Annotated in this window: 29 protein-coding genes and 1 pseudogene; 18 read left to right on the top strand and 12 right to left on the bottom strand. The window is 40.5% G+C overall.

Annotated elements, in window-relative coordinates; genetic code table 11:
* Window positions 1-52: 52 nt before the first annotated feature.
* Complete coding sequence (locus tag ACE1CC_RS23030) at window positions 53-745, bottom strand: hypothetical protein (RefSeq protein ID WP_413272771.1); 693 nt, start codon at window positions 743-745, stop codon at window positions 53-55.
* Between the two features lie 742 nt (window positions 746-1,487).
* Between ACE1CC_RS23030 and ACE1CC_RS23025 the strand changes: the two genes are divergently transcribed.
* From ACE1CC_RS23025 to ACE1CC_RS23015, 3 genes are read left to right on the top strand one after another with little or no spacing between them, the layout of a single operon-like run.
* A complete protein-coding gene (locus ACE1CC_RS23025) occupies window positions 1,488-3,206 on the top strand; it encodes an extracellular solute-binding protein (protein WP_413272770.1) in 1,719 nt (572 codons plus the stop codon).
* A gap of 6 nt (window positions 3,207-3,212) precedes the next feature.
* Window positions 3,213-3,938: a hypothetical protein gene (locus ACE1CC_RS23020; RefSeq protein ID WP_413272769.1), complete on the top strand. Its 726-nt coding sequence runs from the start codon at window positions 3,213-3,215 to the stop codon at window positions 3,936-3,938.
* 1 nt (window position 3,939) lies between these two features.
* Window positions 3,940-5,046 (top strand): substrate-binding domain-containing protein, encoded by a 1,107-nt coding sequence (locus ACE1CC_RS23015; protein ID WP_413272768.1) that lies wholly within the window; start codon window positions 3,940-3,942, stop codon window positions 5,044-5,046.
* A gap of 178 nt (window positions 5,047-5,224) precedes the next feature.
* Here ACE1CC_RS23015 and ACE1CC_RS23010 read toward each other — a convergent pair whose 3' ends face one another.
* Window positions 5,225-5,659, bottom strand: coding sequence for a hypothetical protein (locus tag ACE1CC_RS23010; RefSeq protein WP_413272767.1), 435 nt, complete (start codon window positions 5,657-5,659; stop codon window positions 5,225-5,227).
* Between the two features lie 96 nt (window positions 5,660-5,755).
* Here ACE1CC_RS23010 and ACE1CC_RS23005 point away from each other — a divergent pair, with 96 nt between their 5' ends.
* Both ACE1CC_RS23005 and ACE1CC_RS23000 read left to right on the top strand, forming a co-directional pair.
* Entirely contained in the window at window positions 5,756-5,941 is a 186-nt protein-coding gene (locus tag ACE1CC_RS23005) for a DUF6888 family protein (RefSeq protein ID WP_413272766.1), read from the top strand.
* Window positions 5,938-6,141: a DUF6887 family protein gene (locus tag ACE1CC_RS23000; RefSeq protein ID WP_413272765.1), complete on the top strand. Its 204-nt coding sequence runs from the start codon at window positions 5,938-5,940 to the stop codon at window positions 6,139-6,141. The genes ACE1CC_RS23005 and ACE1CC_RS23000 overlap by 4 nt, the downstream gene beginning before the upstream one ends.
* Window positions 6,142-6,155: 14 nt before the next feature.
* Here ACE1CC_RS23000 and ACE1CC_RS22995 read toward each other — a convergent pair whose 3' ends face one another.
* The 6 genes from ACE1CC_RS22995 to ACE1CC_RS22970 form a co-directional block, all read right to left on the bottom strand.
* Window positions 6,156-6,758 (bottom strand): Uma2 family endonuclease, encoded by a 603-nt coding sequence (locus ACE1CC_RS22995; protein WP_413272764.1) that lies wholly within the window; start codon window positions 6,756-6,758, stop codon window positions 6,156-6,158.
* A gap of 6 nt (window positions 6,759-6,764) precedes the next feature.
* The gene (locus ACE1CC_RS22990; protein WP_413272763.1) at window positions 6,765-7,139 is read right to left on the bottom strand and encodes a DUF5615 family PIN-like protein; all 375 of its coding nucleotides are present in this window, start codon (window positions 7,137-7,139) and stop codon (window positions 6,765-6,767) included.
* A complete protein-coding gene (locus ACE1CC_RS22985) occupies window positions 7,136-7,366 on the bottom strand; it encodes a DUF433 domain-containing protein (RefSeq protein WP_459563020.1) in 231 nt (76 codons plus the stop codon). The genes ACE1CC_RS22990 and ACE1CC_RS22985 overlap by 4 nt, the downstream gene beginning before the upstream one ends.
* Before the next feature lie 36 nt (window positions 7,367-7,402).
* The gene (locus tag ACE1CC_RS22980; protein ID WP_413272762.1) at window positions 7,403-7,615 is read right to left on the bottom strand and encodes a hypothetical protein; all 213 of its coding nucleotides are present in this window, start codon (window positions 7,613-7,615) and stop codon (window positions 7,403-7,405) included.
* Between the two features lie 12 nt (window positions 7,616-7,627).
* Window positions 7,628-7,813 (bottom strand): type II toxin-antitoxin system HicB family antitoxin, encoded by a 186-nt coding sequence (locus ACE1CC_RS36900; protein WP_459563897.1) that lies wholly within the window; start codon window positions 7,811-7,813, stop codon window positions 7,628-7,630.
* Between the two features lie 186 nt (window positions 7,814-7,999).
* A complete protein-coding gene (locus tag ACE1CC_RS22970) occupies window positions 8,000-8,473 on the bottom strand; it encodes a type II toxin-antitoxin system VapC family toxin (RefSeq protein WP_413272760.1) in 474 nt (157 codons plus the stop codon).
* Window positions 8,474-8,558: 85 nt separating this feature from the next.
* Here ACE1CC_RS22970 and ACE1CC_RS22965 point away from each other — a divergent pair, with 85 nt between their 5' ends.
* Window positions 8,559-9,101 carry a T4SS efffector SepA family protein gene (locus ACE1CC_RS22965; protein ID WP_413272759.1) on the top strand — a complete coding sequence of 181 codons (543 nt, stop codon included), beginning with the start codon at window positions 8,559-8,561 and terminating at the stop codon, window positions 9,099-9,101.
* A 152-nt stretch (window positions 9,102-9,253) separates the two neighbouring features.
* Here ACE1CC_RS22965 and purB read toward each other — a convergent pair whose 3' ends face one another.
* Window positions 9,254-10,549 carry an adenylosuccinate lyase gene (gene purB, locus ACE1CC_RS22960; protein WP_413272758.1) on the bottom strand — a complete coding sequence of 432 codons (1,296 nt, stop codon included), beginning with the start codon at window positions 10,547-10,549 and terminating at the stop codon, window positions 9,254-9,256.
* A gap of 306 nt (window positions 10,550-10,855) precedes the next feature.
* On the opposite strand from purB, the gene ACE1CC_RS22955 reads away from it, so the two are divergent.
* From ACE1CC_RS22955 to ACE1CC_RS22945, 3 genes are all read left to right on the top strand, one after another.
* A complete protein-coding gene (locus tag ACE1CC_RS22955) occupies window positions 10,856-11,227 on the top strand; it encodes an SH3 domain-containing protein (RefSeq protein ID WP_413272757.1) in 372 nt (123 codons plus the stop codon).
* Between the two features lie 160 nt (window positions 11,228-11,387).
* Window positions 11,388-11,681 (top strand): colicin E5-related ribonuclease, encoded by a 294-nt coding sequence (locus tag ACE1CC_RS22950; RefSeq protein ID WP_413272756.1) that lies wholly within the window; start codon window positions 11,388-11,390, stop codon window positions 11,679-11,681.
* A gap of 129 nt (window positions 11,682-11,810) precedes the next feature.
* Window positions 11,811-12,128, top strand: coding sequence for a hypothetical protein (locus tag ACE1CC_RS22945; RefSeq protein ID WP_413272755.1), 318 nt, complete (start codon window positions 11,811-11,813; stop codon window positions 12,126-12,128).
* Between the two features lie 141 nt (window positions 12,129-12,269).
* Here the strand turns inward: ACE1CC_RS22945 and ACE1CC_RS22940 are convergent, their stop codons facing one another.
* Window positions 12,270-12,392 (bottom strand): hypothetical protein, encoded by a 123-nt coding sequence (locus tag ACE1CC_RS22940; RefSeq protein WP_413272754.1) that lies wholly within the window; start codon window positions 12,390-12,392, stop codon window positions 12,270-12,272.
* A 107-nt stretch (window positions 12,393-12,499) separates the two neighbouring features.
* On the opposite strand from ACE1CC_RS22940, the gene ACE1CC_RS22935 reads away from it, so the two are divergent.
* Together ACE1CC_RS22935 and ACE1CC_RS22930 are read left to right on the top strand one after the other, a co-directional pair.
* Entirely contained in the window at window positions 12,500-12,940 is a 441-nt protein-coding gene (locus ACE1CC_RS22935) for a helix-turn-helix domain-containing protein (protein WP_413272753.1), read from the top strand.
* Window positions 12,941-12,959: 19 nt separating this feature from the next.
* Window positions 12,960-13,781, top strand: a complete 822-nt coding sequence (locus ACE1CC_RS22930) for a hypothetical protein (protein ID WP_413272752.1) — start codon at window positions 12,960-12,962, stop codon at window positions 13,779-13,781.
* Window positions 13,782-13,841: 60 nt separating this feature from the next.
* On the opposite strand, the pseudogene ACE1CC_RS22925 reads toward ACE1CC_RS22930, so the two are convergent.
* A pseudogene (locus tag ACE1CC_RS22925) lies at window positions 13,842-14,390 on the bottom strand (DNA cytosine methyltransferase); the annotation flags it as partial.
* Window positions 14,391-14,724: 334 nt separating this feature from the next.
* Here ACE1CC_RS22925 and ACE1CC_RS22920 point away from each other — a divergent pair.
* Entirely contained in the window at window positions 14,725-15,561 is an 837-nt protein-coding gene (locus tag ACE1CC_RS22920; protein WP_413272751.1) for a dienelactone hydrolase family protein, read from the top strand.
* A gap of 9 nt (window positions 15,562-15,570) precedes the next feature.
* Here ACE1CC_RS22920 and ACE1CC_RS22915 read toward each other — a convergent pair whose 3' ends face one another.
* Complete coding sequence (locus tag ACE1CC_RS22915) at window positions 15,571-16,293, bottom strand: histidine phosphatase family protein (protein WP_413272750.1); 723 nt, start codon at window positions 16,291-16,293, stop codon at window positions 15,571-15,573.
* Window positions 16,294-16,589: 296 nt separating this feature from the next.
* On the opposite strand from ACE1CC_RS22915, the gene ACE1CC_RS22910 reads away from it, so the two are divergent.
* The 6 genes from ACE1CC_RS22910 (at window position 16,590) to ACE1CC_RS22885 (ending at window position 21,046) form a co-directional block, all read left to right on the top strand.
* A complete protein-coding gene (locus tag ACE1CC_RS22910; RefSeq protein ID WP_413272749.1) occupies window positions 16,590-17,072 on the top strand; it encodes a hypothetical protein in 483 nt (160 codons plus the stop codon).
* Window positions 17,073-17,246: 174 nt separating this feature from the next.
* Complete coding sequence (locus ACE1CC_RS22905; protein ID WP_413264185.1) at window positions 17,247-17,729, top strand: flavin reductase family protein; 483 nt, start codon at window positions 17,247-17,249, stop codon at window positions 17,727-17,729.
* Between the two features lie 216 nt (window positions 17,730-17,945).
* Entirely contained in the window at window positions 17,946-18,299 is a 354-nt protein-coding gene (locus ACE1CC_RS22900; protein ID WP_413272748.1) for a phenylpyruvate tautomerase MIF-related protein, read from the top strand.
* 91 nt (window positions 18,300-18,390) lie between these two features.
* Window positions 18,391-18,921: a pantetheine-phosphate adenylyltransferase gene (gene coaD / locus ACE1CC_RS22895; RefSeq protein WP_413272747.1), complete on the top strand. Its 531-nt coding sequence runs from the start codon at window positions 18,391-18,393 to the stop codon at window positions 18,919-18,921.
* On the top strand, window positions 18,855-19,541 hold the full coding sequence (locus ACE1CC_RS22890; protein ID WP_413272746.1) for a DivIVA domain-containing protein: 687 nt from the start codon (window positions 18,855-18,857) through the stop codon (window positions 19,539-19,541). Before coaD ends, ACE1CC_RS22890 begins: the two co-directional genes overlap by 67 nt.
* Before the next feature lie 212 nt (window positions 19,542-19,753).
* A complete protein-coding gene (locus ACE1CC_RS22885; protein WP_413272745.1) occupies window positions 19,754-21,046 on the top strand; it encodes a lipid-A-disaccharide synthase-related protein in 1,293 nt (430 codons plus the stop codon).
* Window positions 21,047-21,235: the final 189 nt, after the last annotated feature.

Genomic DNA, 21,235 nt, shown 5'->3' with positions numbered 1-21,235 from the left:
CTTATCCGGTTTACAAATGTAAGTAATTCAAGAATGTGAGAAAAAAATAAGTTTAGGGTACTAGACGCTTGGCATAACAGCGTAATCCACTAACTTTAGTAGTAATCGAATCTTCAATTTTGTCTGGGGCGCTATCTTCGACGCTACCCCCCTGAAGTTGCAAAATGTCATTCGCTTGCATTTCCAACATCCAGTCATTGAACTGCGATCGCGTCACCCTGTCCCCAATTTCCCGCCGAATGCGATAAATGGGCACCAAGTTATCCAAGTTGTAATCCCGATTCAAATTGTCGTAGACATCCAACGCCACTTGCTTGAACTCCTCATAAGAATTGATTCGGGTAGACAAGCCGCTAGGCGGCTTCTCCTCTGCTGCACTTTGGTTAGATGCAACTGCGGAACTCCCCTCATTACTTATAGTTCCCATTTCCCGAATCCACTTCAACAACGAATTACCAGTTTTTGCCCCAATTTGGTTAATAAACTCAAATTGTGGATCTATAATGCCAGCAGATAAAAACTCCATGCCTTTAGCAGTCAAAAATACCTTCTTGCCAGAAATTTGCATTAACTTTTCAGTTATCAATTGATCCAGAACCTCCTGAAAATCCCCGATTTTGCCACCTTTTGGCACAATTCGCTTAGTCAACAAACCCTTATTTACTTCCTGTTGCGCCGCACCAATATCCCATAAAGCCAGCAAAATCAAAATTTTGGCATGAGGATCTGTCGCTTTCAATGGCATTGTATTGTTCCCTTTAAAAACCTTAAAGTTACGGATTTAATCCAATAATTATGTTGTCCGAATAACTATTATTATCTATTCATGCCAAATCTTCAATTGCCAAAACATTATTTAAAGAAAATCCAGTAATTACCGTAGCTTCTCCAAAAATTATACTGCACTTATATCAAGTATCACTTAAGAAAATTTGCATAAACTTAATCATTAGCCCTGACAGAATTCAGGGAAAATAACCACTCAAACCTTCTTCTCAAGAGGTGCGATCCCGGCTTATAAAAACATCTCTCAACAGGTGCGATCCCGGCTTGTTAAAACATCTCTCATTCAACAATTCCTACTAACGCAAATTGCTAGTTATTAATTCTTTCGGAGTTCCCCCCTTAGTAAGGGGGGCGGAGGGGGGATCTAACGCTGTGGTTAATAGGTTTAGATCCCCCCAACCCCCCGTGATGTTAATAGCGAAGCTTCCGCTGGTTCCCCCCCTTAATAAGGGGGGCGGAGGGGGGATCGAAAGGGGGGCTAAGAAAGAACTAAACTTGTAACTAGCAACTTGCGTTACTAGTAAAAAACTAACCAAGCAAACTCTAGTAAAAATACGGATAAACTGGACTTATGAGAAGTTGGTAACAGATTACAAACAAAAGTTTCAGGGTTTTTACCGGGAAAGTCGGAAAGAAGGCGATCGCACAATGTAGTTATATTTGTATACAGAAAGCGAGACGCTTGGTTAAGCAAAGGTTATATGAGAACCAAAACGCGAAACAAACATTCTCACCTCAAACACCTAACCGCCATTTTAGGAATATTATTTTTAACAGCTTGCGCTTCCAGTGATATTGAAACCCAACAACCAGGAATAGAAGTAAAATTTTTAGTAGGAAGCGCATTAAAAGACTTTTGTACCCAAGCAGCCCAACAACTAAACCAAACTAACCCCAAACTAGACAACGGAAAAGCATTTTCTTTAAGTTGTGTAGCCAAAGGAAGTGGAGATATAGTCACCACAATAAACAACCTAGCCCAACAACTTAAAACAGGTAGCCTGAAACCCGACGCACCAGAATTTCCCACCTTAATTTCACTCGACGGAGAAATCTATCAAGCCCAATTAATCGCCGCCATCAATAGTATTTTCCCCGGTCAAAAATACATCCCAGAAATAACCGATTCACCCCTATTAGCAAACAGTCCAATGGTATTTATTGCCCCTACTGACGTAGCCCCCGGACTGAAAAAACAACCAGACATATATAAGGTATTAGTAACAGCAAAAAATCACCGCGAACTAGATCCAAATAGCCCCCAACTGCCAATTTACTTCGTCCAAACAGCACCCACCCGCTCAAATTCCGGCTTACAAACATTAGTATCTCAATTTGTCAGCGTATCAGGAAAAAGACCAGAACAATTAACTATAGCTGATGTGCAGAAATATCAAACCCAAATTCAAAACATACAAAGCAAAGTCACCCGCTACGGAATGTCTACAGACACATTAGCAACCGACATGGTAAAAAACGGCTCATTTTGGGCTTCCATTGGTTCAGTTTATGAATCATCTGTAATCCAAGCAAACTCTAATTTACAACCAAATCAAACCCGCTACGAAGCAATTTATCCCCAAGCAACATACACCTCAAATATGCGAGCAATTTTACCTTCAGCACCTTGGGTAAGCGCCGATGAAAAAGCCGCCGCCGAAAAAGTAATTGCCTATTTGCGGACACCTGAAGCCCAAAAAATTGCCACAGAAATAGGATTAAGACCGGGAGTTCCCGGCGTAGAATTAGGAACAAAATTTACCCCACAATTTGGAGTTAATCCTAATGTAAAATACGACTCTTTGCGCCCACCAAAACCCGAAGTAGTCACAGCAATGTTAAAATCTTGGCAAGAGTTTGCCAAAAAACCTTCCCAAGTAGTAATAGTAGTAGATTCCTCCGGTTCAATGTCAGGTAATAAATTACCAGCCGTGCAGAATACCTTACGCAATTACATCCAAAATTTAGGGCCAAAAGAACAGCTTACTTTAATTGATTTTGACACAGAAATTCGCCCACCAATTCAAGTAAATGGGACTCCAGAAGGACGCGATCGCGGAATGCAATTTATCACCAACCTCCAAGCAGAAGGCGGGACAACATTATATGATGCTGCCTTATTTGCCCGAAATTGGCTAATCAAAAACCCCCGCAAAGATGCAATTAACGCCGTAGTTATTCTCACCGATGGTGAAGATTCTGGCTCAAAAATTAAGCTTGAGCAACTAAGCCAAGAACTACAAAAAAGCGGCTTTAACACCGATCAAAGAATCGCCTTTTTCACCGTTGGCTATGGCAAAGAAGGAGAATTTAACCCCAAAGTTCTGCAACAAATTGCTCAACTAAACGGTGGTTACTATCGTCGCGGAGATCCGGCAACAATTTCCACATTAATGTCAGATTTACAAGTTGAATTTTAAGCAATTATGAAACTAACAAACCCTCTTTATTACCCAGTAGCAGTATTAGCAGGTGGCATTGTTTTAGTAACTGGTGTTCGCTTAATGAACTTACCCAACATCATCATTTTACCAACAGCTACAGCAGTTACAATTGCCGGGGCAACCCTGTTAAAATCCAGAGAACCAGACAATAAAAAAATAGCCCAACAGCAGTTACAAAAGGAACTGCAAACCATCCAAAAAACAGCTAAAATGTTAGCAACAAAAGCGGAAACATTACGCCAAGAAGCCAATCAATTAGTACCAAGTGATACCGTTAACTTAGAGTTGTTAGCCACAGTGCAGTATGCGTGCGATCGCGCCATAGAACTCCCCAGAAAAATCGACCAACTAACCAAACGAATCCAAGGCAAAGATTCCTTATTATCAGTCAGCGAATTAGAAGCACAATTCCAAGAAGTTCAAGCCAAAAGAAAAATCAGTTCCGGCATAGCATTACAACATTTAACCCAACTAGCCAAAAGTTTAAAACAGAACATTGAACTAGCCAAAGAAGGACAAAATACCTCTACCGCACAACTAGCAAACTTACAAACCTTAATCCAAAATTCCGCCGGAGTCTTGCAAAAATTACAAAACAAACTGCGAACCGCCGACTTAACCAACTCCCAAGAAGTCAAAGAATTAAAACTCTTAAGTGCCGAACTAAACAGCTTTCAAGAAAACGTTGATATCCTGATTCATAAATAATATGAAAACCAACAACAATCAACCAAAAAATAGAGTTTTTACTTCAATTGCGATCGCTTTAGGTGCGATCGCATTAGCCTACGCACCAATCCCCGGATTCCAGCAAACAATAGTCATAGTCAGCGGCACAGAATTAGCCGAACCAATCCAACAACTAAAAACCAAATTTGAACAAGAAAACCCCAACATCAAACTAGAGTTAAAATTCCAAGGTTCCCAAGACATAGTTAACAACTACATCGACAAAAAAAACGACTTTAACCCAACAATTATCATTCCCGCCTCAGCCGAATTCATCGACGACTTAAATCAAAGACTTTCTGCCCAAAATAACAACCAAACCTTCTATGATTCCCCCCAACCAATAGCCAAAACCTTATTAGTAGGAATAGCTTGGCCCGAAAGAGGAAAAGTTTTATTCCCCAACAATCGCTTTTCTTGGCAAAGAGTAGAACAAGCGATGGCAGCCGGAAATTGGCAAAAAATAGGCGGAAAAAATGAATGGGGAAGCTTTGATTTTCTCACTACAGATCCCACTCGTTCCAACAGTGGACAAGCGACCTTAAATTTGTGGTCGATCGCCAAAACAGGCGGAAATCTCAACTTAAATAATCCCACTATTACCACACTTTTCAGCACAATAAAACGCTCAGTTTATCAACCCCCCCGTTCCACAGACATCTTACTTCAAGAATTTATCACTCGTGGCGCAAACGATGCCGACGTAGCCACAGTTTACGAAAGCATCGCCCTTTCTCGCTGGCAACAAAGCCAAAAAAATCAAACCCAACCCTATCAAATTTACTACCTAGATCCCACAATTGAAACAATAGCAACCGCCGCCATTCTCCGCCAAAACGTAGACAATTCCCAAGCCAACGCCGCCCGAAAATTTATCAACTTCCTCACCCAACCAGAACAACAAAAAACTTTCATTCAATTTGGTTTTCGTCCCATCAACAACAGCATTAATTTACAATCAATTCCTAACAGCCCTTGGAATCAAAATATCCCCGGAGTTGAACTTAATCCAACTGTAAAAACCCTTCCCGCACCCAACCCCCAAACATCAGGAGAAATACAACGTTTGTGGCAAAGAGTTCAATGATAATAAGTAGGTGTAAATAAATAAAAGTGATAATAGTTATATTCGGATGGGGCGGGCAGGATGCCCACCCCACAAGAGTTACAGCTTTCTTGTGGGGTGGGCATCTTGCCCGACGAGAGTTTTCACGGCATTCAAGAAAAGTGCAACGTAACGCACCGTTTGCGATCGCAAAACAAAACTACTCATTCAAATAATATGTATTCCCCGCAGTATCTTGCCAATAACGACTACCTAATTTTCCTTTAACTCGACCCAGACAATTACCAGAAGAATCATAACATTTATATCGACTTCCCTCTACATTTGTTTTCTTTTCTACTTTTACAGTTGTGGGAGCATAAATTTCAATCAGTTGTTGCACATCTTCTCTGACATTAAAATTAGGTATCTGATGTTTTGGCTGATTTTGGCTAGGCATCGGATTGAGAGACTCGCCTTTCCCAACCATGTATTCTAAAGTTTTTACACAATCTAGAAAAGAGGAAATATTACGAGCAATTATCTGTTTAGTTTCGATATTTATGATTGCGTATCCTGTACCTTCATTAATCACGGCGTACTGTTCTTGCACAGTTACGTAATTATCTTGATCTAATTTTTTAATGTCACTCATTGGACGATTTAGAAATACAGCTAACTCTAGTATTCCCTAAGCTTAGTAAGAAATTAACATTGAAATAGACTTTTTTCAAGCTATGATAATAGATCAATGAGAGAACCAACCGGGGCGCAGCTAAGAACTTTATATAGACTTTGCCATCTTCTGACAAATATGATGTTTCAGCCTATTCATATCGTGCGCCTCGATGAGCGATCGCTAAATTTGTTTATTCTAGCTGGACAAGGCGAGAATATTGAATTTGAAATTCAACCAGATGGGAGTATTGAACCATGACAGAAGTTAATTATTCTGCTATGAGCGATCGCCAATTAAAGCAATACATTCTTACCCATCGAGATGATCAAGAAGCATTTTACGCTTATATCGATCGACGACATTCCCGCCCTAATAAACTTACAATCAAATTTGAAGATCCAGCCTGGGAAGAAAAAGTAGTATCAGCAATTCAAACACAATTAAACTCAGAACATTAACAAAGTTTTATTAATCAATTCCACACTTCAGTTAAATCCAAAACAAACCCCGGTAAAACATCTTCCCCTGATAAACTTAGCGGATGATCTAACACTTCCACATCCCGATTTTGGCGATAAATTTCTACTTTTTGGTTTTTGCGATCGATCAACCAACCCAAACGAGCCCCATTTTCCAAATATTCCCGCATCTTAGCTCGTAAAGGTTCCATATTGTAATTTTTAGAACGCAATTCTAGAACAAAATCAGGACAAATAGGTGCAAAAGTTTCTTGCAGTTCTTTAGTCAGTGCATCCCATCTTTCTCGACGTATCCAAGCAGCATCGGGAGAGCGATCGGCCCCATTTGGCAGATGAAAACCGCTAGAAGAATCAAATGCTACACCAAGTTTAGTTTGACGATTCCACAACCAAATTTGCCCAGAAATATCAAAGTTTTTGTTACCAGTTTTACTACCTGTTGGTGGCATAACAATTAACTCTCCTGTAGCAGTTCGCTCCAGTTGTAAATCGCGGTTAGCCAGTGCCAATTCCACAAACTGCTCATGGGAAACTTGCAGCGTTAAAGTAGTTGGAATATTGACAGTAAATACTGAAGATAAGTTAGTTTCTGTCATTTTAGGTCAACGGATTGGTAACTTACGAATACGTACAGAATTATCATCTACAGTTACGGCTGAACCTTCTCTAAGCTCTTCTTCTAACTGAGGTATTATTTCTAGTAATCTTTGCGTCACTACATCAAGTTTTGCAGAAGTTAATCGCAGGGTGATCAAGCTTGGTTGATTGTAATTACCCAAAGCTACCAACATAGAAAAGTCCAAATCTTGCGTGATCACAATTCGACCTTCTATTCTTGCCAACTCTAAAATTTCTCTATCAGTAGCAGTAGCAGGCAGCAAGTCTGTACTACGCAAAATATCATACCCTTGCTGTTGCAAACTGCTAACAGTTAAAGGAGAAATATGAACATCAGCAATGAAGCGAAGATTATTCATGCTGAAGGACTCACAATTCGATCGGAAACTGCCCAAGCAGCATAATTAAGAGCTTGTCGGATATCCTCAGCTTCTAATTCTGGGTAAGCTTGCAAGACTTCTTGAACAGACAAATTACTGGCTAATAACTTGAGAACAAATCCCACTGTAATTCGCATTCCACGAATTGTGGGTTGCCCAAGGCAGATATTTGGGTTAATAGTAATACGGTCTAGATTATTCATGATTTGTGCTTCGATTTGCGATCGATCAATTTATTCATTCTAATTATCTGTGTCTGAAGGCTTTAGTATTTCCAATAGAATTGCACCCGCCCCAAAACAATCGTATGGAGTTGGTAAGTCATAGGTTTTAAAGGGTTCTAACGGCGAAATATCCTCTGCCATCTCTAAATCTTCTGCCAGAATTCGGATCAATTTGAGTTTTTCTGTTGCAGAAAGCTGTCGAACAGCGGGAAGCAATTCAGCTAGTTTCATATTATGTTCCTCCTATACCAGAAAAGTTTCAAAATTGTATTCAGGAACAGGTAAACCATCTGACTCTAAAGCAGCAATATAACCCGTAATTGCCTCTTTGATATTTGCCAAAGCTTCTTCCTTAGTCTTACCTTGGCTAACACAACCTTTGAGACTAGGACATTCTACAATCCAATAACCGTCTTCATCCCGGTACATGATTACCTGTCTCTTTTTCTTATTATCAGACTGCTGCTTAGGTTGTAATGATACTAATTTTCTGCCACTCGCAGCTTGTTGTTTCTGCAAATCTGCAAATATTGCGTCCAAATTGTAGTCAAAAGATTTAGCATATTCATCACGAATTCGATGGATTTCCTCTACAATTTCATCTTTCCACATGAGTTAATCTCCTAGCAGTTCGTAAGGTGTACAAATAATCGGTAGTTGGTATCCTAAATCAAGGCTAATCTCTGCAAGTTTTTTCTGAATTTGAGCATTTGCAATATGTTTACAGTTCCAGGTTAACAGGTAATTCAAACCGTGAACCGTAGCTGCTGCAATGTGAATCGCATCGATATCAGCTTTCGAGGGAAGATTGCTTCTAGAGAGAAATTGTGCTGCTAAATCTAGTACAGCCTGATTGAGTTCTAACAAGGTAATTTCACGAACCATCTCCAGACGTTGTGCTGCAATTTCTGGATCTCCCCGCGCTACCTCGTTCAGAACTGCCTGTGATATGCAGAGTGTAAAAGCACTTCGGCGAGATTCCCACCAATCTCTTGTTATCTCAATGTTTGCAGCTAAACTTAGATTCTTGGTTGCTCTGGCTGTGAGGTAGCCGAAGATACTGGTTTCGATATAGACGGTTTCGCTCATGCAAGATAGGCTCTCAACATATTTACAACTATAATTATATATGTGTTACACTTTTATATTATAAAATGTTGTACAAAACTAAAGTATGATGCCAGTCGTTAGAATCCCTGATCCTTTATATAAGAGGCTTCAAGCCATTGCTGTTCCTTTTGAGGATACACCAATAACTGTTATTGAACGGTTATTGAATGACTATGAGGCACGTAACCAAACCCAACAGATTTCTGAAACAGATAATTATAAAATACTAAACCCTCATACGCCAAGTAATCTCCAGCATACGAGAGTGATTCAAGCCACGATTGACAATAAAGAAATCCGTCAACCGAACTGGAACAAAATTGTTAATGCAGCACATGAGCTTGCTGTACGTCGAGGGATGTCTGTAGACGAACTGAGAAAGCAGACTCTATCCCATGTCGTTAAGGGCGAGAAGAGTGATTGTGGATTTAGATACATACCAGAGGCAAACATTTCAGTGCAAGGTGTAGATGCAAATTTGGCGTGGCGTAATACATTCCACCTCGTAGAGAAACTGAAAGTGTCAATTGAAATCTACATTGAGTGGCGTAATAAAGAGGAGGCTGCATTCCCTGGAGAGAAGGGTAAGCTCATTTGGATGCCGTAATAGATAGATAATTGAACGTGAAAACTAAGCAAACTTACTGTGAGAATATATCACTATGGGTTTGTAACATATATAATAGTTAATATTATGTCCGGTCTATTACCCCCACTGTAGAGACGTTGTATACAACGTCTCTACAGTTCTACTGACAACTAAATACTCAACCGTTGATAAACCTGATCCAAATGCTTTAAATGCCTTTGTGGATCAAAACACTCGTCAATTTGCTCATTCGATAACCTTTCAGTAACACGAGGATCGCTGCTAATTAATTCTCGGAAATTACCTTCAGGTTTATTCCAAGCTTGGTGAGCACAAGATTGGACGATCGCATAAGCTTCTTCCCGCTTCATCCCTTTTTCCACCAAAGTTAACATCACTCTTTGGCTGAAAACCACACCGCCGTAAACATTCATGTTTCGCGCCATGTTTTCGGGATAAACTAACAGGTGTTTCACCAAATCAGTAGTTTCTACTAACATGAAATGAGTCAGAGTGCAGCTATCTGGCAAAATCATTCTTTCTACAGAACTGTGGGAAATATCCCGTTCGTGCCAAAGCGCCACATTTTCCAAAGCAGCAACCGCATTACCCCGCAAAATTCGCGCCATTCCGGTTAATCTTTCGGAACGAATTGGGTTACGTTTGTGCGGCATCGCGGAAGAACCTTTTTGTCCTTTAGCGAAGTATTCTTCTACTTCGAGAACATCGGTTTTTTGCAAGTTGCGAATTTCTACGGCGAAGCGTTCAATTGATGCGCCAAGTAATGCTAAAGCTTGCACAAATTCCGCGTGAATATCTCTGGAAATTACCTGAGTTGAAGCGGTATCTGGTTCTAAACCTAGTTTTTGACAGGCGATCGCTTCTACTCTCGGTTCAATATTAGCGTAAGTTCCCACCGCACCGGAAATTTTCCCCACTGCAACACGCTGACGCACATTCACCAATCTGTCACGATGGCGCAAAACTTCTGCCAACCATCCTGCCAGTTTAAACCCAAAAGTAATCGGTTCGGCATGAATCCCGTGCGATCGACCAATCATTACCGTGTTACGATGTTGCTGTGCTTGGTAACGAATCGCTTGAATCAAATCTTCCAAACGTTCTAAGAGCACATTGCTGCTAGCCACCAATTGCAATGCCAAAGCAGTATCGAGCACATCGGAACTAGTTAAACCCAAATGAATGTAACGTCCCGCATCTCCCACATATTCGTTAACATTCGTCAGGAAGGCAATCATATCATGGCGGACTTCGGCTTCAATTTCCAGCACCCGCTTCGGGTCAAAGTTTGCCTTCGCCTTAATTTCCTCTACCGCCTCAGTCGGAATATATCCCAGTTCAGCTTGCGCCTCGCAAACCGCAATTTCAACCTGAAGCCACGTCTTTAATTTATAAGTTTCTGTCCACAAGTTGCCCATCTCAGGCAACGTATAACGCTCAATCACAGTCTGCTACAGAGTACGACTGTCATATTTTATCGCTAACTGCCCCCAGAGAAAGCCGAGAAAACCCCGAATTGATAAAGCTTTGTTAAGGCAGCAGTAGAGACGTTGCATACAACGTCTCTACATTCTTCTATTCGTAGGGTGCGTTAACGCTAGTGTAACGCACCAATCCACCATATTTAGTGTCAGTGCGTCAGTCCTGGAGACGTTGCATACAACGTCTCTACCAGGTTTACGAATTTCAGGAATTTTACGGATATCGTTGTAGTAACATCATAGTTTAATTTAACAGTTGAATTCTCGGTTATGAATACGATCGTTAAGTTGGGGCAAGCTCTATCAATTATTACTTTGGTATCTTTATCTTTAGGCAACACAAAGGCTATTTCTGCTACTCAAACTAATTTAACCCCTAATCAAAATAGCAATGAATTTCTGATTGCACAGGGACGTTGTAACCAGCAATTTATGATGGTAATGACTCCCGAAGGTGGGCCTTTACAAGTGCGCGATCGCAACGACATTAACGCCAAACCTTTCGGTACTATTCCTAATCGTTCAGTCGTGTTGCTGAAGAAGTTCGATCGATCGGGAAATTGGGCAAACATTGTTACCGACAGAGGCAACGGTTACGAAGGTTGGGTATGGGCAAATTACCTGACTTGTGGCGCTGATTGATAAAAATCAATTAAGCTGTTAAAAACAAGTTCTGAATAATTTACAAATATGCTATATTTGTAATCATTATAAAGCGGCTATTTAAGGGGTGATGCCTTTGAATGTAAGCTAATAAAAAGGCTACTCGATAATTATACGGAGATAACTATGAGGCAAATGAATGCTCAACAAAGATCTTCTTCCTCAGTTCGGCTTAAAAATTCTCAAACAACTGAACAAGCGTGGTTGGACAAAAGAATCTGTTATTGAAACGATTCAAAGACCAGTTCGTATTGCTTCTACAAGAGATGAACGATTTAATTCTGATGGCACACAAAACGATGAACCTGCTACTATCTACTATCGAAGCGACGGTCATTATGTCATTTGTAATGACGTAAGTGCAGATATTGTGCAGGTCAGCGATACCAAAGACCCGCATTGGATAGATCCTGTAGGCTGCCAGATGAAGTGAATCAATAGCCAGAGGTAATTATATGTAGCTTCTTAAAAGTTAAAGGGGCAGATAAAATTAAACTGCCCCTTTATAATGAAAATTAGATCTGATCAACCATAATCCGTTCTAAAAAGAAGGTTTACTAAGATGATAGAGACTTTAGAAAGGCTGATAAGTAAGTATCATAACCTTGGTATTATTAAGGCAGAGGAACTTTTGTTATCTCCCAAAGATGCAATAAGTCTAGCCAACGAATTAGAACAGAGGGGAATTTTAATTCTAGGTGTTGATCTTTGGTACTATATCGATGACAAAATTGCTGAAGATACAAGATCACTAGACCTGAGTGAAGTAACCGATGTAAAAACTAGTGCAAGATTAGCTAGAGAATTTATTAGCGATCGCTTGCCAAAAAGAACAGCTTTTGTATCATTTGTTTTAGAAGAAGATCAAAGCTTTTTATAAAATAGAGGCTTTATGCCTGGAAAAACAAACTCGTCTCTCATTAAGGCGCAACGGAAGACCAATCCCTGAGAATGATATTTGGATTGCGGCGCAGTGTCTTGAAAATGGTTGGAAATTGGCTATAAATGACGAACATTTTTCTTATGTGGATACAGTTGTAGTTGAGCGATGGAGAATGGTTGTCTGCAAAGCATCAATTGCTGACCTAATGACATTCCAAGCTATTTCACAGGTATGTTTATTAGCTTGAAATTTGTTTTCCATCTGCTTCCAAGATGAGCAGGAACAGTTATCGTATTTCGTTTGATGCGATTATTGCGTTTAATACGAATCTGTGTTATGTTCTAAGAACATATACGCTTATACACATCATGCTGAAGCAAAAATTACCATTAAAGTCAGTTACTCAGCCACAAGAGGCAGACTTAATCGCAAAACTAGAACAAATACTCAGCCTGGAAGCTTCACAAGCAAAATTAGTGGGAAGTAATGGAGAAGAAGTTCTAATTCCTGAGTCTGTTTACAGCGTGCTACGTCAGGTTGTTCACGCAATGGCATCTGGTCAGACTATTACCTTAGCACCTCATAACCGTGAACTGACCACACAGCAAGCAGCTGAGATTTTGAATGTCTCAAGACCTTTTCTGATCAAATTATTAGAAGAGGAGCAAATTCCATACATCAAGGTAGGAAAACATCGCCGCATTCGTTATCAAGATTTGATGCAGTATAAGGAGGTACGTGATAAAAAGCGCAGCCAATTACTTGATCAACTTACCCAGATGAGCCAAGAAGCTGGATTTTACGAATAGGAGTAATTCAACCGATAAAATGGCTGAGTTTCCTGTTCTTTTAGATTCCTGTGTCATGTTCCCTATGTACTTGCGTGACACCTTGCTTCGTACTGCAAAAGCTGGTCTTTATTTACCATTTTGGTCGCAGGAAATTCTTAATGGTGCAATTCGCAATCTTGTGAGTCAAGGAAGAATGACACTTGAGCGAGCAAGCAACCTGGAAGGGAAAATCAAAGAAGCTTTTCCTGAAGCAATGGTTGAGGTACCTCTTGGACTGGCTGAAGTGATGAGCAATCACCCTGGAGATCGTCATGTACTTGCTGCTGCTGTGATTGCAAAGGCTGAGGTTATTGTAACCTCAAATCTAAAGCATTTCCCAGCAGTAGCTCTAGATCCTTGGAACCTCAAGGCGCAGTCTCCAGATGATTTTCTGACTGACCTATTTGATGAATACCCAGATGAGATGGTTAAAGTAATACAGGGACAGTCTCAGGCTCTCAACAAGCCACCATTGACTGTTGTTGAGCTACTTGATTTATTGAGTAAAGAAGTCCCAAACTTCGCCAGTAATATTCTTTTTTATGTATACGGTGATTTTGTTGTACAAACTGCTAAAAAAGCGTTAAGTAAAATAGGAATGCCTGCGCCTGAAGGTGGTCAATTTTATGAAGGAGAGCGGTATCGACTCTGGCAGAAAAGAAAAATTCTTACAATTACTGCTAAAGATGGTCGAGGTGACATCTTGCGAGTTCAGGACAAGAAAATTGAAAGTAATATTTTATGCCAGGATGTCAAGATGTTCCAAACATTTGCTGAAAACTTAGATCAAGAACTGGCAAAAACTAGGAATAAACCATAGCAATCTAGTTTGACAAAGCTTATTAAGAATTATCTAATGTCTGAAGTCTAACTATCCTCATCAATGCAATTGAGAATCAGATTCTATTACCTTTAAATAAGGTATCAGTCCATAACTTATACACTCAGCTAATCTTGGTGGCACAGCATTACCAATTTGCCACATAGCCTTTTTCATCGAACCTTTAAAAATAAAACTATCGGGAAATGTCTGCAAACGAGCCATTTCTCGCGCTGAAATAACCCGATTTAAATAAGGGTGAATGTGTGTACCACCGTGATTTTCTTTCACAGTCATACTTGGTTTACCAGGATATTGACGCTTAAAAGCATCGACATAACTTTCATATAAAGAACCACCAGGCGGAACTTTAGCTATTCTCTCCATATATTCTGGCGAATGGCGAGTCCATTCATGATTTATTTCTGGGATAGCTGTATACTCTGGCAAATCGGAAATCGCTGATTCAATAGGTTTGTATTCATGAGGTAATAATTTAATTTTTGGATATGGATTTTCCATGCCAAATCGATTAGCAATGAAAATAGCTCTCGGCCTAATTTGCGGTACTCCATAAGCGGCTGATTCTAAAATTGCTACAGACATATCAACAAGTGTAATTTTTCTAAGGTTTTTCCTTGATTTGACATTTGCTATTACCTCTGTTTCAAATTTAACACGATCTCCGATCGCAGTTAAATTTAAGAAATTACAAATTTCCCAAAATAAGCTAATCAAACAATGCGCTAATGATGAAATCTTTAAACTATTATTAACGCAAGTTGCTAGTTATCATCCTTCGGGTGCGTCAGAACTAAAAATTCCTGTGACTTGCCCAAATTTTACAGTCTGACGCACAGGACAAACCACAAATTTATCCACAATTAATAACTAGCAACTTACGCTATTATATTATCTTAAGGTGTGAAGGAGAGAACTACCAATGAAAGATTTAACTCGTCGGGAATTTATTATTGTTTCTAGTTTAGCTGCTGGTTTTGCTTTAGCAGTTCGCCCCATTTCCGCGCAAGTTATCAACACAGATAGCAAAGGTTTAATAGCGGGAGAAGTGAAAATTCCGGTTGCAGATGGTGAAATTCCTGCTTATCGCGCTATGCCTGCAACTGGGGAGAATTTTCCTACTGTTTTAGTGATACAAGAAATCTTTGGTGTTCACGAACATATCCAAGATATTTGTCGCCGTCTTGCTAAGTTGGGATATTTAGCGATCGCACCCGAAATGTTTGCCCGTCAAGGCGATGTTTCCCAAATGTCTGACATTCAAGAAATCATTTCTAAAGTCGTTTCTAAAGTCCCAGATTCTCAAGTAATGTCTGATTTAGATGCTACCGTAAAATGGGCAGCAAAGTCAAGTAAAGGCAACACCAAAGAATTAGGAATTACAGGTTTTTGTTGGGGGGGCAGAATTACTTGGTTATACGCTGCACATAATCCAAATGTCAAAGCTGGTATCGCGTGGTATGGGCGTTTAGTTGGTGAATCTACTGCTTTAACTCCGAAATATCCGATCGATATTGCAGCTAATTTAAAAGTACCAGTTTTAGGACTTTACGCTGGTAAGGATGATTACATTCCTAATGATACAGTTGAACAAATGCGGAAAGCATTAAAAGCCGGAAATAGCGGTTCCGAAATCATCCTTTATCCCGATACACCTCACGGTTTTTTGGCTGATTATCGTCCGACTTATCGCAAAGAACAAGCTGAAGATGCTTGGAACAAAATGTTAGCTTGGTTTCAGAAATATGGAGTTGCTTAAGCCAACTACCTAAGTAATCAAATCTTTGGGCAAAAAATCTACTCGATTCAAATAACACAACCTCACTTTGCCATTGTCAAAGTCAATTCTACTAACGGCGGCATTGTTAAGAATGAAGGAAAAACAATGTCCGGGAGGGAAATTTAAAACCGTTGCTAAAAAGCAATTATAAAACCCTCCGTGACTGACAATGGCTACTCTATCATTAGTATTACCATGTTTTTCTAATAGTTCTTGCAAAACCCTTTTTGCCCGAATAAACCATACTTCTGTTTCTTCAATTGGACGATTCCACCAACCTTTTTCTCCTAAGTAATCTGGGAGAATTAATTCGGGATAATTTGCAGTAAAATAAGCTCGGTTTTTACCTTCTGTGGCTATAGGTTCATCAGTTTGATTATCGCGGAAATAAGGCCCTCTGCATTCATGAATATCCACCCAAGCTGTTAAGGGGAAATTTAAGGCTTGGGAAATTAAGGTAGCAGTCATTACAGACCGAATCATTAAGCTGGAATATAGATGAGTAAAGTTAAAACCTCTGCTATTTTGAAAGTCTCTTTCTAGGACGGGTATCGGTGAATAATTGTTCCTGAGAAATTCTGCTAAAAGTTGAGCTTGTTGTTTACCTGTATCTGTTAATTCTGGATCGGACGATCGACCTTTGCTCGAACCAGTCACCCGCCTATTATAATTATTTGTAGATTCAGCGTGTCTAATAAAATAAAGTTGCATAGTATACTGGCTCTAACTTAGTTAACTAAGAAATAAATGATACTTCTCAAACAAGTAATTCACTAAATTAAAGGATAACATAGATTGGATTAGCTACAAAGATCACATTTAGAAAAGAAAGATTGCCTAATTTTTCCTGAGTATTTTTTCTCAGCTACCAGCAACATAAAAACTAGTACCCTGGAAGGGTAATGACAAAGTTTTTTCAGGAACTTAAAATCAAAATATAGGTCATAAAAGATAGAAAGACTTTAAACCAGATTCAACTATTAACTTACAAATCATAGGAGGAGTTTATGAAAAACTTCGCAGCTTTAGCTTTGGTAGGATTAGCAGCTAGTTCCTTAGCAATTGGCAGTACAATTGGTAAAGAAAGTGCGATCGCACAACAACCCAGCATCCGAGAACCTAACGCACAACCAAGTGTTCGCAGCGTTAATCCTAATGTGGCACTAGATGGAAATTGGGTGTTACAGTGGCGTTTAAGCGGGATTAATCATCAAGCTAGACTTTCCATGAATGGCAACTTTGGCAGAATGAGAGTCAATGCCAGAATGCCTAACGGAAATTTAATCGCTGCCGAAGAAAGAATGACACTCACGCCGACGCGAAATGGTTTTATTTTACAGGGTAGCAGACCAACTTATCCTGGAAGTAGAAGACCAGTTCCTAACTATAATGCTGACACATTTCGCATTCAACCAGTAGAACGGAATCAATTAAGAGTAACAAATTGTAGCAGTGGTTTCTGTGTTCCCGTTAGTATGAGAAAATACTAAGGCTAGAAAAATTGCTGATTGTTTGTGTTGATTAAATCTGCACCACAGATGTAGAGATGTTTCATGAAACGTCTCTACATTTGATTTAGGTAATATAGATTTATCAACAAAGGAAGAGGCAGGGGGTGAAAAAGCTTGATAAACTGGGCGTTGTAGAATTCAGAGGTGAAACCATTGTTAGACGAACAGGCAAAGAAAACGGTACTGCGGATGATTCCTCATGGCATCTACGTTTGCGGCGTTAAAGAAGGCGAAGAGGTTAACGGTTTCACAGCTAGCTGGGTAATGCAAGCTTCTTTTGTGCCCCCATTGGTAGTAAACTGCGTCAAGCAAGATTCTAAATCTCACGCCATGATTAAGGCTAGCGGCGTGTTTACCCTCAGCGTTTTGGAAGCTGGACAAAAAGAGTTAGCGCAGAAATTTTTTAAACCCCAGCGGCGGGTGGGTGATAAATTTGAAGATGTAGAATTTTATCTGGGACAAGAAACAGGTTGTCCGATTATTTCCGACGCTTTAGGTTATGTAGAGTGTAAAGTTGTCGGTGCGGTGGAACAAGGAGATCACACCGTTTATGTTGGCGAAGTAATCGGTGCAGGTGTGCATCGAGAGGGAAGTCCCCTGTTGCTGGAAAGCACAGGTTGGCAGTACGGTGGTTAGAAAATTTTGAGTTTTAAGTTTTGAGTGTTGAGTTGTGAAGGCAATTAACTCAACACTCATAACTAACTCTGTCACCTTGTCTCGGCTTTGGTTGGTAGCTGATAACGGCTCTATCATCTCTCAACTTTGGTAAAAAAGGGATGGATGGTAGAGTCGAGTTTTAATATAAGATTTTCTTTGTTCGATCGCTAAAATAACCTTTTTGAGATTTAAGTTATGCCTTTAATTAAAGTACAAACCTCTGTAACCGCACCAGAGAAAGCCAAAGTAGAAACCTTGCTCAAAACCCTCTCATCTGGATTAGCCAAACACTTGGGAAAACCCGAATCTTACGTAATGACGGCATTTGAACCAGATGTCGCCATGACTTTTGCGGGCACAACGGACCCTGTTTGCTACATTGAAATCAAAAGCATCGGTAACATGAGTCCGGCACAGACGCAATCGATGAGCCAGGATTTTTGCCAGAAGATTAATCAAACGCTGGGTGTACCAGCTAATCGGATCTACATAGAATTTGCCGACGCTAAAGGCGCAATGTGGGGTTGGAATAACTCGACATTCGGCTAATCAATTAGCTAAATTTATTCACTCACAGAACAACTGAGTTACCCCAGACTAGCTTATAATCGCGGTGAGTAATTCTGAAACCCTTTTGTTCGTGATTGCAATTTATCCTGGCAGCTTCGATCCAATAACCCTTGGGCATCTGGATGTGATTTCCAGAGGCAGTAAGCTGTTTGAGCGAGTCATAGTAGCTGTGCTGCAAAATCCTAGCAAATCACCTCTGTTTACCATGCAAGAGCGAATCGACCTAATTCGGCAATCTATTAGTCACATTTCTAATGTGGAAGTAGATTGTTTTGATGGTCTAACTGTAAATTATGCCCAACTGCGAGGAGCTAGCGTTATTATCCGAGGTCTGCGGGTGCTTTCTGACTTTGAAAAGGAGTTACAAATGGCTCACACTAATAAAACTCTCTTGGAAGAAATCGAGACAGTTTTTTTGGCAACCTCGACAGAATATGGCTTTTTAAGCAGTAGCGTGGTAAAAGAGATAGCCAGATTTGGTGGCTCAGTCGATCATCTTGTCCCTAAGCACGTTGCTATTGATATATACAAAAAATGTTACGCCAAGATACATCCAGAATCGACCCAGACAGTGACGAACCCAACACCGAAGATCAATTAAACCAGCAGGGAACAACAGGTGTAGATATTCAACGAGAACTCAATCGCCTAGAGGAGATGATTCTCGATAGTCCGCGCATTCCCATGTCTCGGCGCACTTTGGTGGATGAGGAACAGTTGCTAGAACAATTAGATTTAGTGCGGCTGAATTTGCCAGCGGCTTTTGCGGAAGCGGAAACTATTGTCCGTCACAAAGACGAAATTATTTTGGCGGCGGAACAGTACGCTCAACAAATAGTGGAAGTTGCTGAACAACGTGCTGCCCAAATTTTGGAAGAAAGTAGTGTAGTTAGACAAGCAAAATTAGAAGCGCAGCAACTCTGGCAAACTGTGCAGCAGGAATGTCAATCAGCACAAGAGCAAACTTTGGCTGAAATTGAAAGTATGTACCGACAAGCACAAGAGGAATTACAAGAGATACGTGCAAGAGCGATCGCAGAAGCTGAAGCAATTCAAAATGGTGCCGATGACTATGCTGACCAAGTTCTGTCTAATATCGAACAGAATATTGGCGAAATGTTGCGGATCATTCGTAATGGTAGACAACAATTGCAACCGCCTCCTAATCTACCCCCGTCCTCTTCAACTCGGTCTTCTCCCATTCCACCGAAGAAGATTTGAGGCTCCCGGGACTCCCGGGGCTACCGGGACTCTCAAAGCAGGAAGCAGGGAAGCTCTCGGAGCAAACTTAAAACTCAGAACTTTTTCCCTAACTTAAAACTTTAAACTCTGTTCCTAACTCAAAACTCTTTGACGCAAAACTCATAACTTTAATATTAACTCTGCTTTATGCTTTGATAGGGAACATCAATAGGGTGCGCGAAGGCATGGTGATGAAGTTACTTTGTTTGAGTAATGGTCATGGGGAAGATGCGATCGCAGTAAGAATCTGCCAACAATTACAACAACTTCCTTCTTCCCCGAAAATAGCAGCTTTGCCAATCGTTGGTGAGGGTCAAGCTTACATTGCTCGGGGAATTCCGATTATTGCACCGACCCAAAAAATGCCCTCCGGTGGCTTTGTTTATATGGACTGGCGACAGTTGTGGCGCGATGTTCGAGGTGGTCTATTGGAACTGCTGTGGCAGCAATTTCAAGCGGTGAAAGCTTTTGCTAAACAAGGTGGGGCAATTATCGCCGTTGGTGATATTGTGCCGCTGTTTTTTGCTTGGTTGAGTGGCGCACCTTATGTGTTTGTGGGTACGGCGAAATCAGAATATTATTTGCGGGACGAATGTAGAGACGTTGCCAGCAACGTCTCTGGGCGCAGTTTTAAACGGCCTTGGGAAGGTTGGTCTGGGTCGGTCTATTTGCCTTGGGAACGTTGGTTTATGAGTCATCCTCGCTGTAAGGCGGTGTTTCCTAGAGATAGTTTAACGACTCAAATTTTACAACAATGGTCGATCCCAGCTTTTGACATGGGAAATCCGATGATGGATGAATTAGAATCTTTAACTCCTGAGTCGGTGTCTTCAGTGGGGGAAATAGAAAATTGGCAAGGTCGATCGCTTAGTGTTTGTCTTCTCCCAGGTTCTCGCATTCCTGAAGCTTACGAAAATTGGCAGCAAATTATAGAAGCTGTGGCGAGTGTGAGGAATAGTTTTCGCGATCGCTCGCTGTTGTTTCTTGGTGCGATCACTCCTAGTTTAAGTTTAGAGCCATTAAAAGAATCCTTGGAAAGACTTGGCTGGCGATTGAGATCTGCTCAATTTTACCCTGCCAAATTGCCAATTTCCGATCCGACAGCTTTAGTGTTTAGTCAAGGAAAATATCAGTTAATTTTGACTCAGAAAGCTTTTGCTGATTGCTTACAAGCTGCTGATTTTGCGATCGCAATGGCAGGAACAGCAACAGAACAATTTATCGGTTTAGGTAAACCTGCAATTACAATTCCCGGAAAAGGCCCTCAATTTACCTACGCCTTCGCGGAAGCCCAAAGTCGTTTACTTGGCCCTTCTATATTATTAGTCAAAAAACCCAGCCAAGTAGCTCAAAGCTTAAAATATTTACTCGAAAATCCCGATCGTCTCCAATTAATAGCCGCTAATGGCCCTCGTCGCATGGGTAAACCTGGTGCATCCCGGAGAATTGCTCAATGTTTACTGGAAAAATTACGTCCGTTGTAACCACTTGGGTGGGAACAGCGCTAAAGCGCAGACAACGAACTTCTAAACTGAATCCCCACGAAACTAATCTTTTTATTTCATCAGAGAATTATATACTCTGCCCAGAAAATAGTTTCAATAAGTGGGTTAATTTTCTCAATAAGACTTAGATTTTTAGGAAGCATCCATGAATTTAAACGTATTTTCAAT

This window comes from Floridaenema aerugineum BLCC-F46 (genome assembly GCF_041929345.1).
Lineage (GTDB): Bacteria > Cyanobacteriota > Cyanobacteriia > Cyanobacteriales > Aerosakkonemataceae > Floridanema > Floridanema aerugineum.
The sequence above is the reverse complement of the archived record's forward strand: the minus strand, read 5'-3'. Positions and strand labels throughout refer to the sequence as shown.

Bases quoted from the DNA above. Each gene is read 5' to 3' on its own strand.
- ACE1CC_RS22980 (WP_413272762.1), bottom strand. From the start codon at position 7,615: ATGAAACTAGCTGAATTGCTTCCCGCTGTTCGACAGCTTTCTGCAACA.
- ACE1CC_RS22940 (WP_413272754.1), bottom strand. From the start codon at position 12,392: ATGGAAAACAAATTTCAAGCTAATAAACATACCTGTGAAATAGCTTGG.
- ACE1CC_RS22910 (WP_413272749.1), top strand. From the start codon at position 16,590: ATGAAAAACTTCGCAGCTTTAGCTTTGGTAGGATTAGCAGCTAGTTCC.
- ACE1CC_RS22890 (WP_413272746.1), top strand. From the start codon at position 18,855: ATGTTACGCCAAGATACATCCAGAATCGACCCAGACAGTGACGAACCC.
- ACE1CC_RS22965 (WP_413272759.1), top strand. From the start codon at position 8,559: ATGATGCCAGTCGTTAGAATCCCTGATCCTTTATATAAGAGGCTTCAA.
- ACE1CC_RS23025 (WP_413272770.1), top strand. From the start codon at position 1,488: ATGAGAACCAAAACGCGAAACAAACATTCTCACCTCAAACACCTAACC.
- ACE1CC_RS23000 (WP_413272765.1), top strand. From the start codon at position 5,938: ATGACAGAAGTTAATTATTCTGCTATGAGCGATCGCCAATTAAAGCAA.
- ACE1CC_RS22955 (WP_413272757.1), top strand. From the start codon at position 10,856: ATGAATACGATCGTTAAGTTGGGGCAAGCTCTATCAATTATTACTTTG.
- ACE1CC_RS22915 (WP_413272750.1), bottom strand. From the start codon at position 16,293: ATGCAACTTTATTTTATTAGACACGCTGAATCTACAAATAATTATAAT.
- ACE1CC_RS22900 (WP_413272748.1), top strand. From the start codon at position 17,946: ATGCCTTTAATTAAAGTACAAACCTCTGTAACCGCACCAGAGAAAGCC.
- ACE1CC_RS22920 (WP_413272751.1), top strand. From the start codon at position 14,725: ATGAAAGATTTAACTCGTCGGGAATTTATTATTGTTTCTAGTTTAGCT.
- ACE1CC_RS22945 (WP_413272755.1), top strand. From the start codon at position 11,811: ATGATAGAGACTTTAGAAAGGCTGATAAGTAAGTATCATAACCTTGGT.
- ACE1CC_RS23005 (WP_413272766.1), top strand. From the start codon at position 5,756: ATGAGAGAACCAACCGGGGCGCAGCTAAGAACTTTATATAGACTTTGC.
- ACE1CC_RS22950 (WP_413272756.1), top strand. From the start codon at position 11,388: ATGCTCAACAAAGATCTTCTTCCTCAGTTCGGCTTAAAAATTCTCAAA.
- ACE1CC_RS22930 (WP_413272752.1), top strand. From the start codon at position 12,960: ATGGCTGAGTTTCCTGTTCTTTTAGATTCCTGTGTCATGTTCCCTATG.
- ACE1CC_RS22970 (WP_413272760.1), bottom strand. From the start codon at position 8,473: ATGAGCGAAACCGTCTATATCGAAACCAGTATCTTCGGCTACCTCACA.
- ACE1CC_RS22935 (WP_413272753.1), top strand. From the start codon at position 12,500: ATGCTGAAGCAAAAATTACCATTAAAGTCAGTTACTCAGCCACAAGAG.
- ACE1CC_RS23030 (WP_413272771.1), bottom strand. From the start codon at position 745: ATGCCATTGAAAGCGACAGATCCTCATGCCAAAATTTTGATTTTGCTG.
- ACE1CC_RS22990 (WP_413272763.1), bottom strand. From the start codon at position 7,139: ATGAATAATCTTCGCTTCATTGCTGATGTTCATATTTCTCCTTTAACT.
- ACE1CC_RS23010 (WP_413272767.1), bottom strand. From the start codon at position 5,659: ATGAGTGACATTAAAAAATTAGATCAAGATAATTACGTAACTGTGCAA.
- ACE1CC_RS36900 (WP_459563897.1), bottom strand. From the start codon at position 7,813: ATGTACCGGGATGAAGACGGTTATTGGATTGTAGAATGTCCTAGTCTC.
- ACE1CC_RS22995 (WP_413272764.1), bottom strand. From the start codon at position 6,758: ATGACAGAAACTAACTTATCTTCAGTATTTACTGTCAATATTCCAACT.
- ACE1CC_RS22885 (WP_413272745.1), top strand. From the start codon at position 19,754: ATGAAGTTACTTTGTTTGAGTAATGGTCATGGGGAAGATGCGATCGCA.
- ACE1CC_RS23020 (WP_413272769.1), top strand. From the start codon at position 3,213: ATGAAACTAACAAACCCTCTTTATTACCCAGTAGCAGTATTAGCAGGT.
- ACE1CC_RS23015 (WP_413272768.1), top strand. From the start codon at position 3,940: ATGAAAACCAACAACAATCAACCAAAAAATAGAGTTTTTACTTCAATT.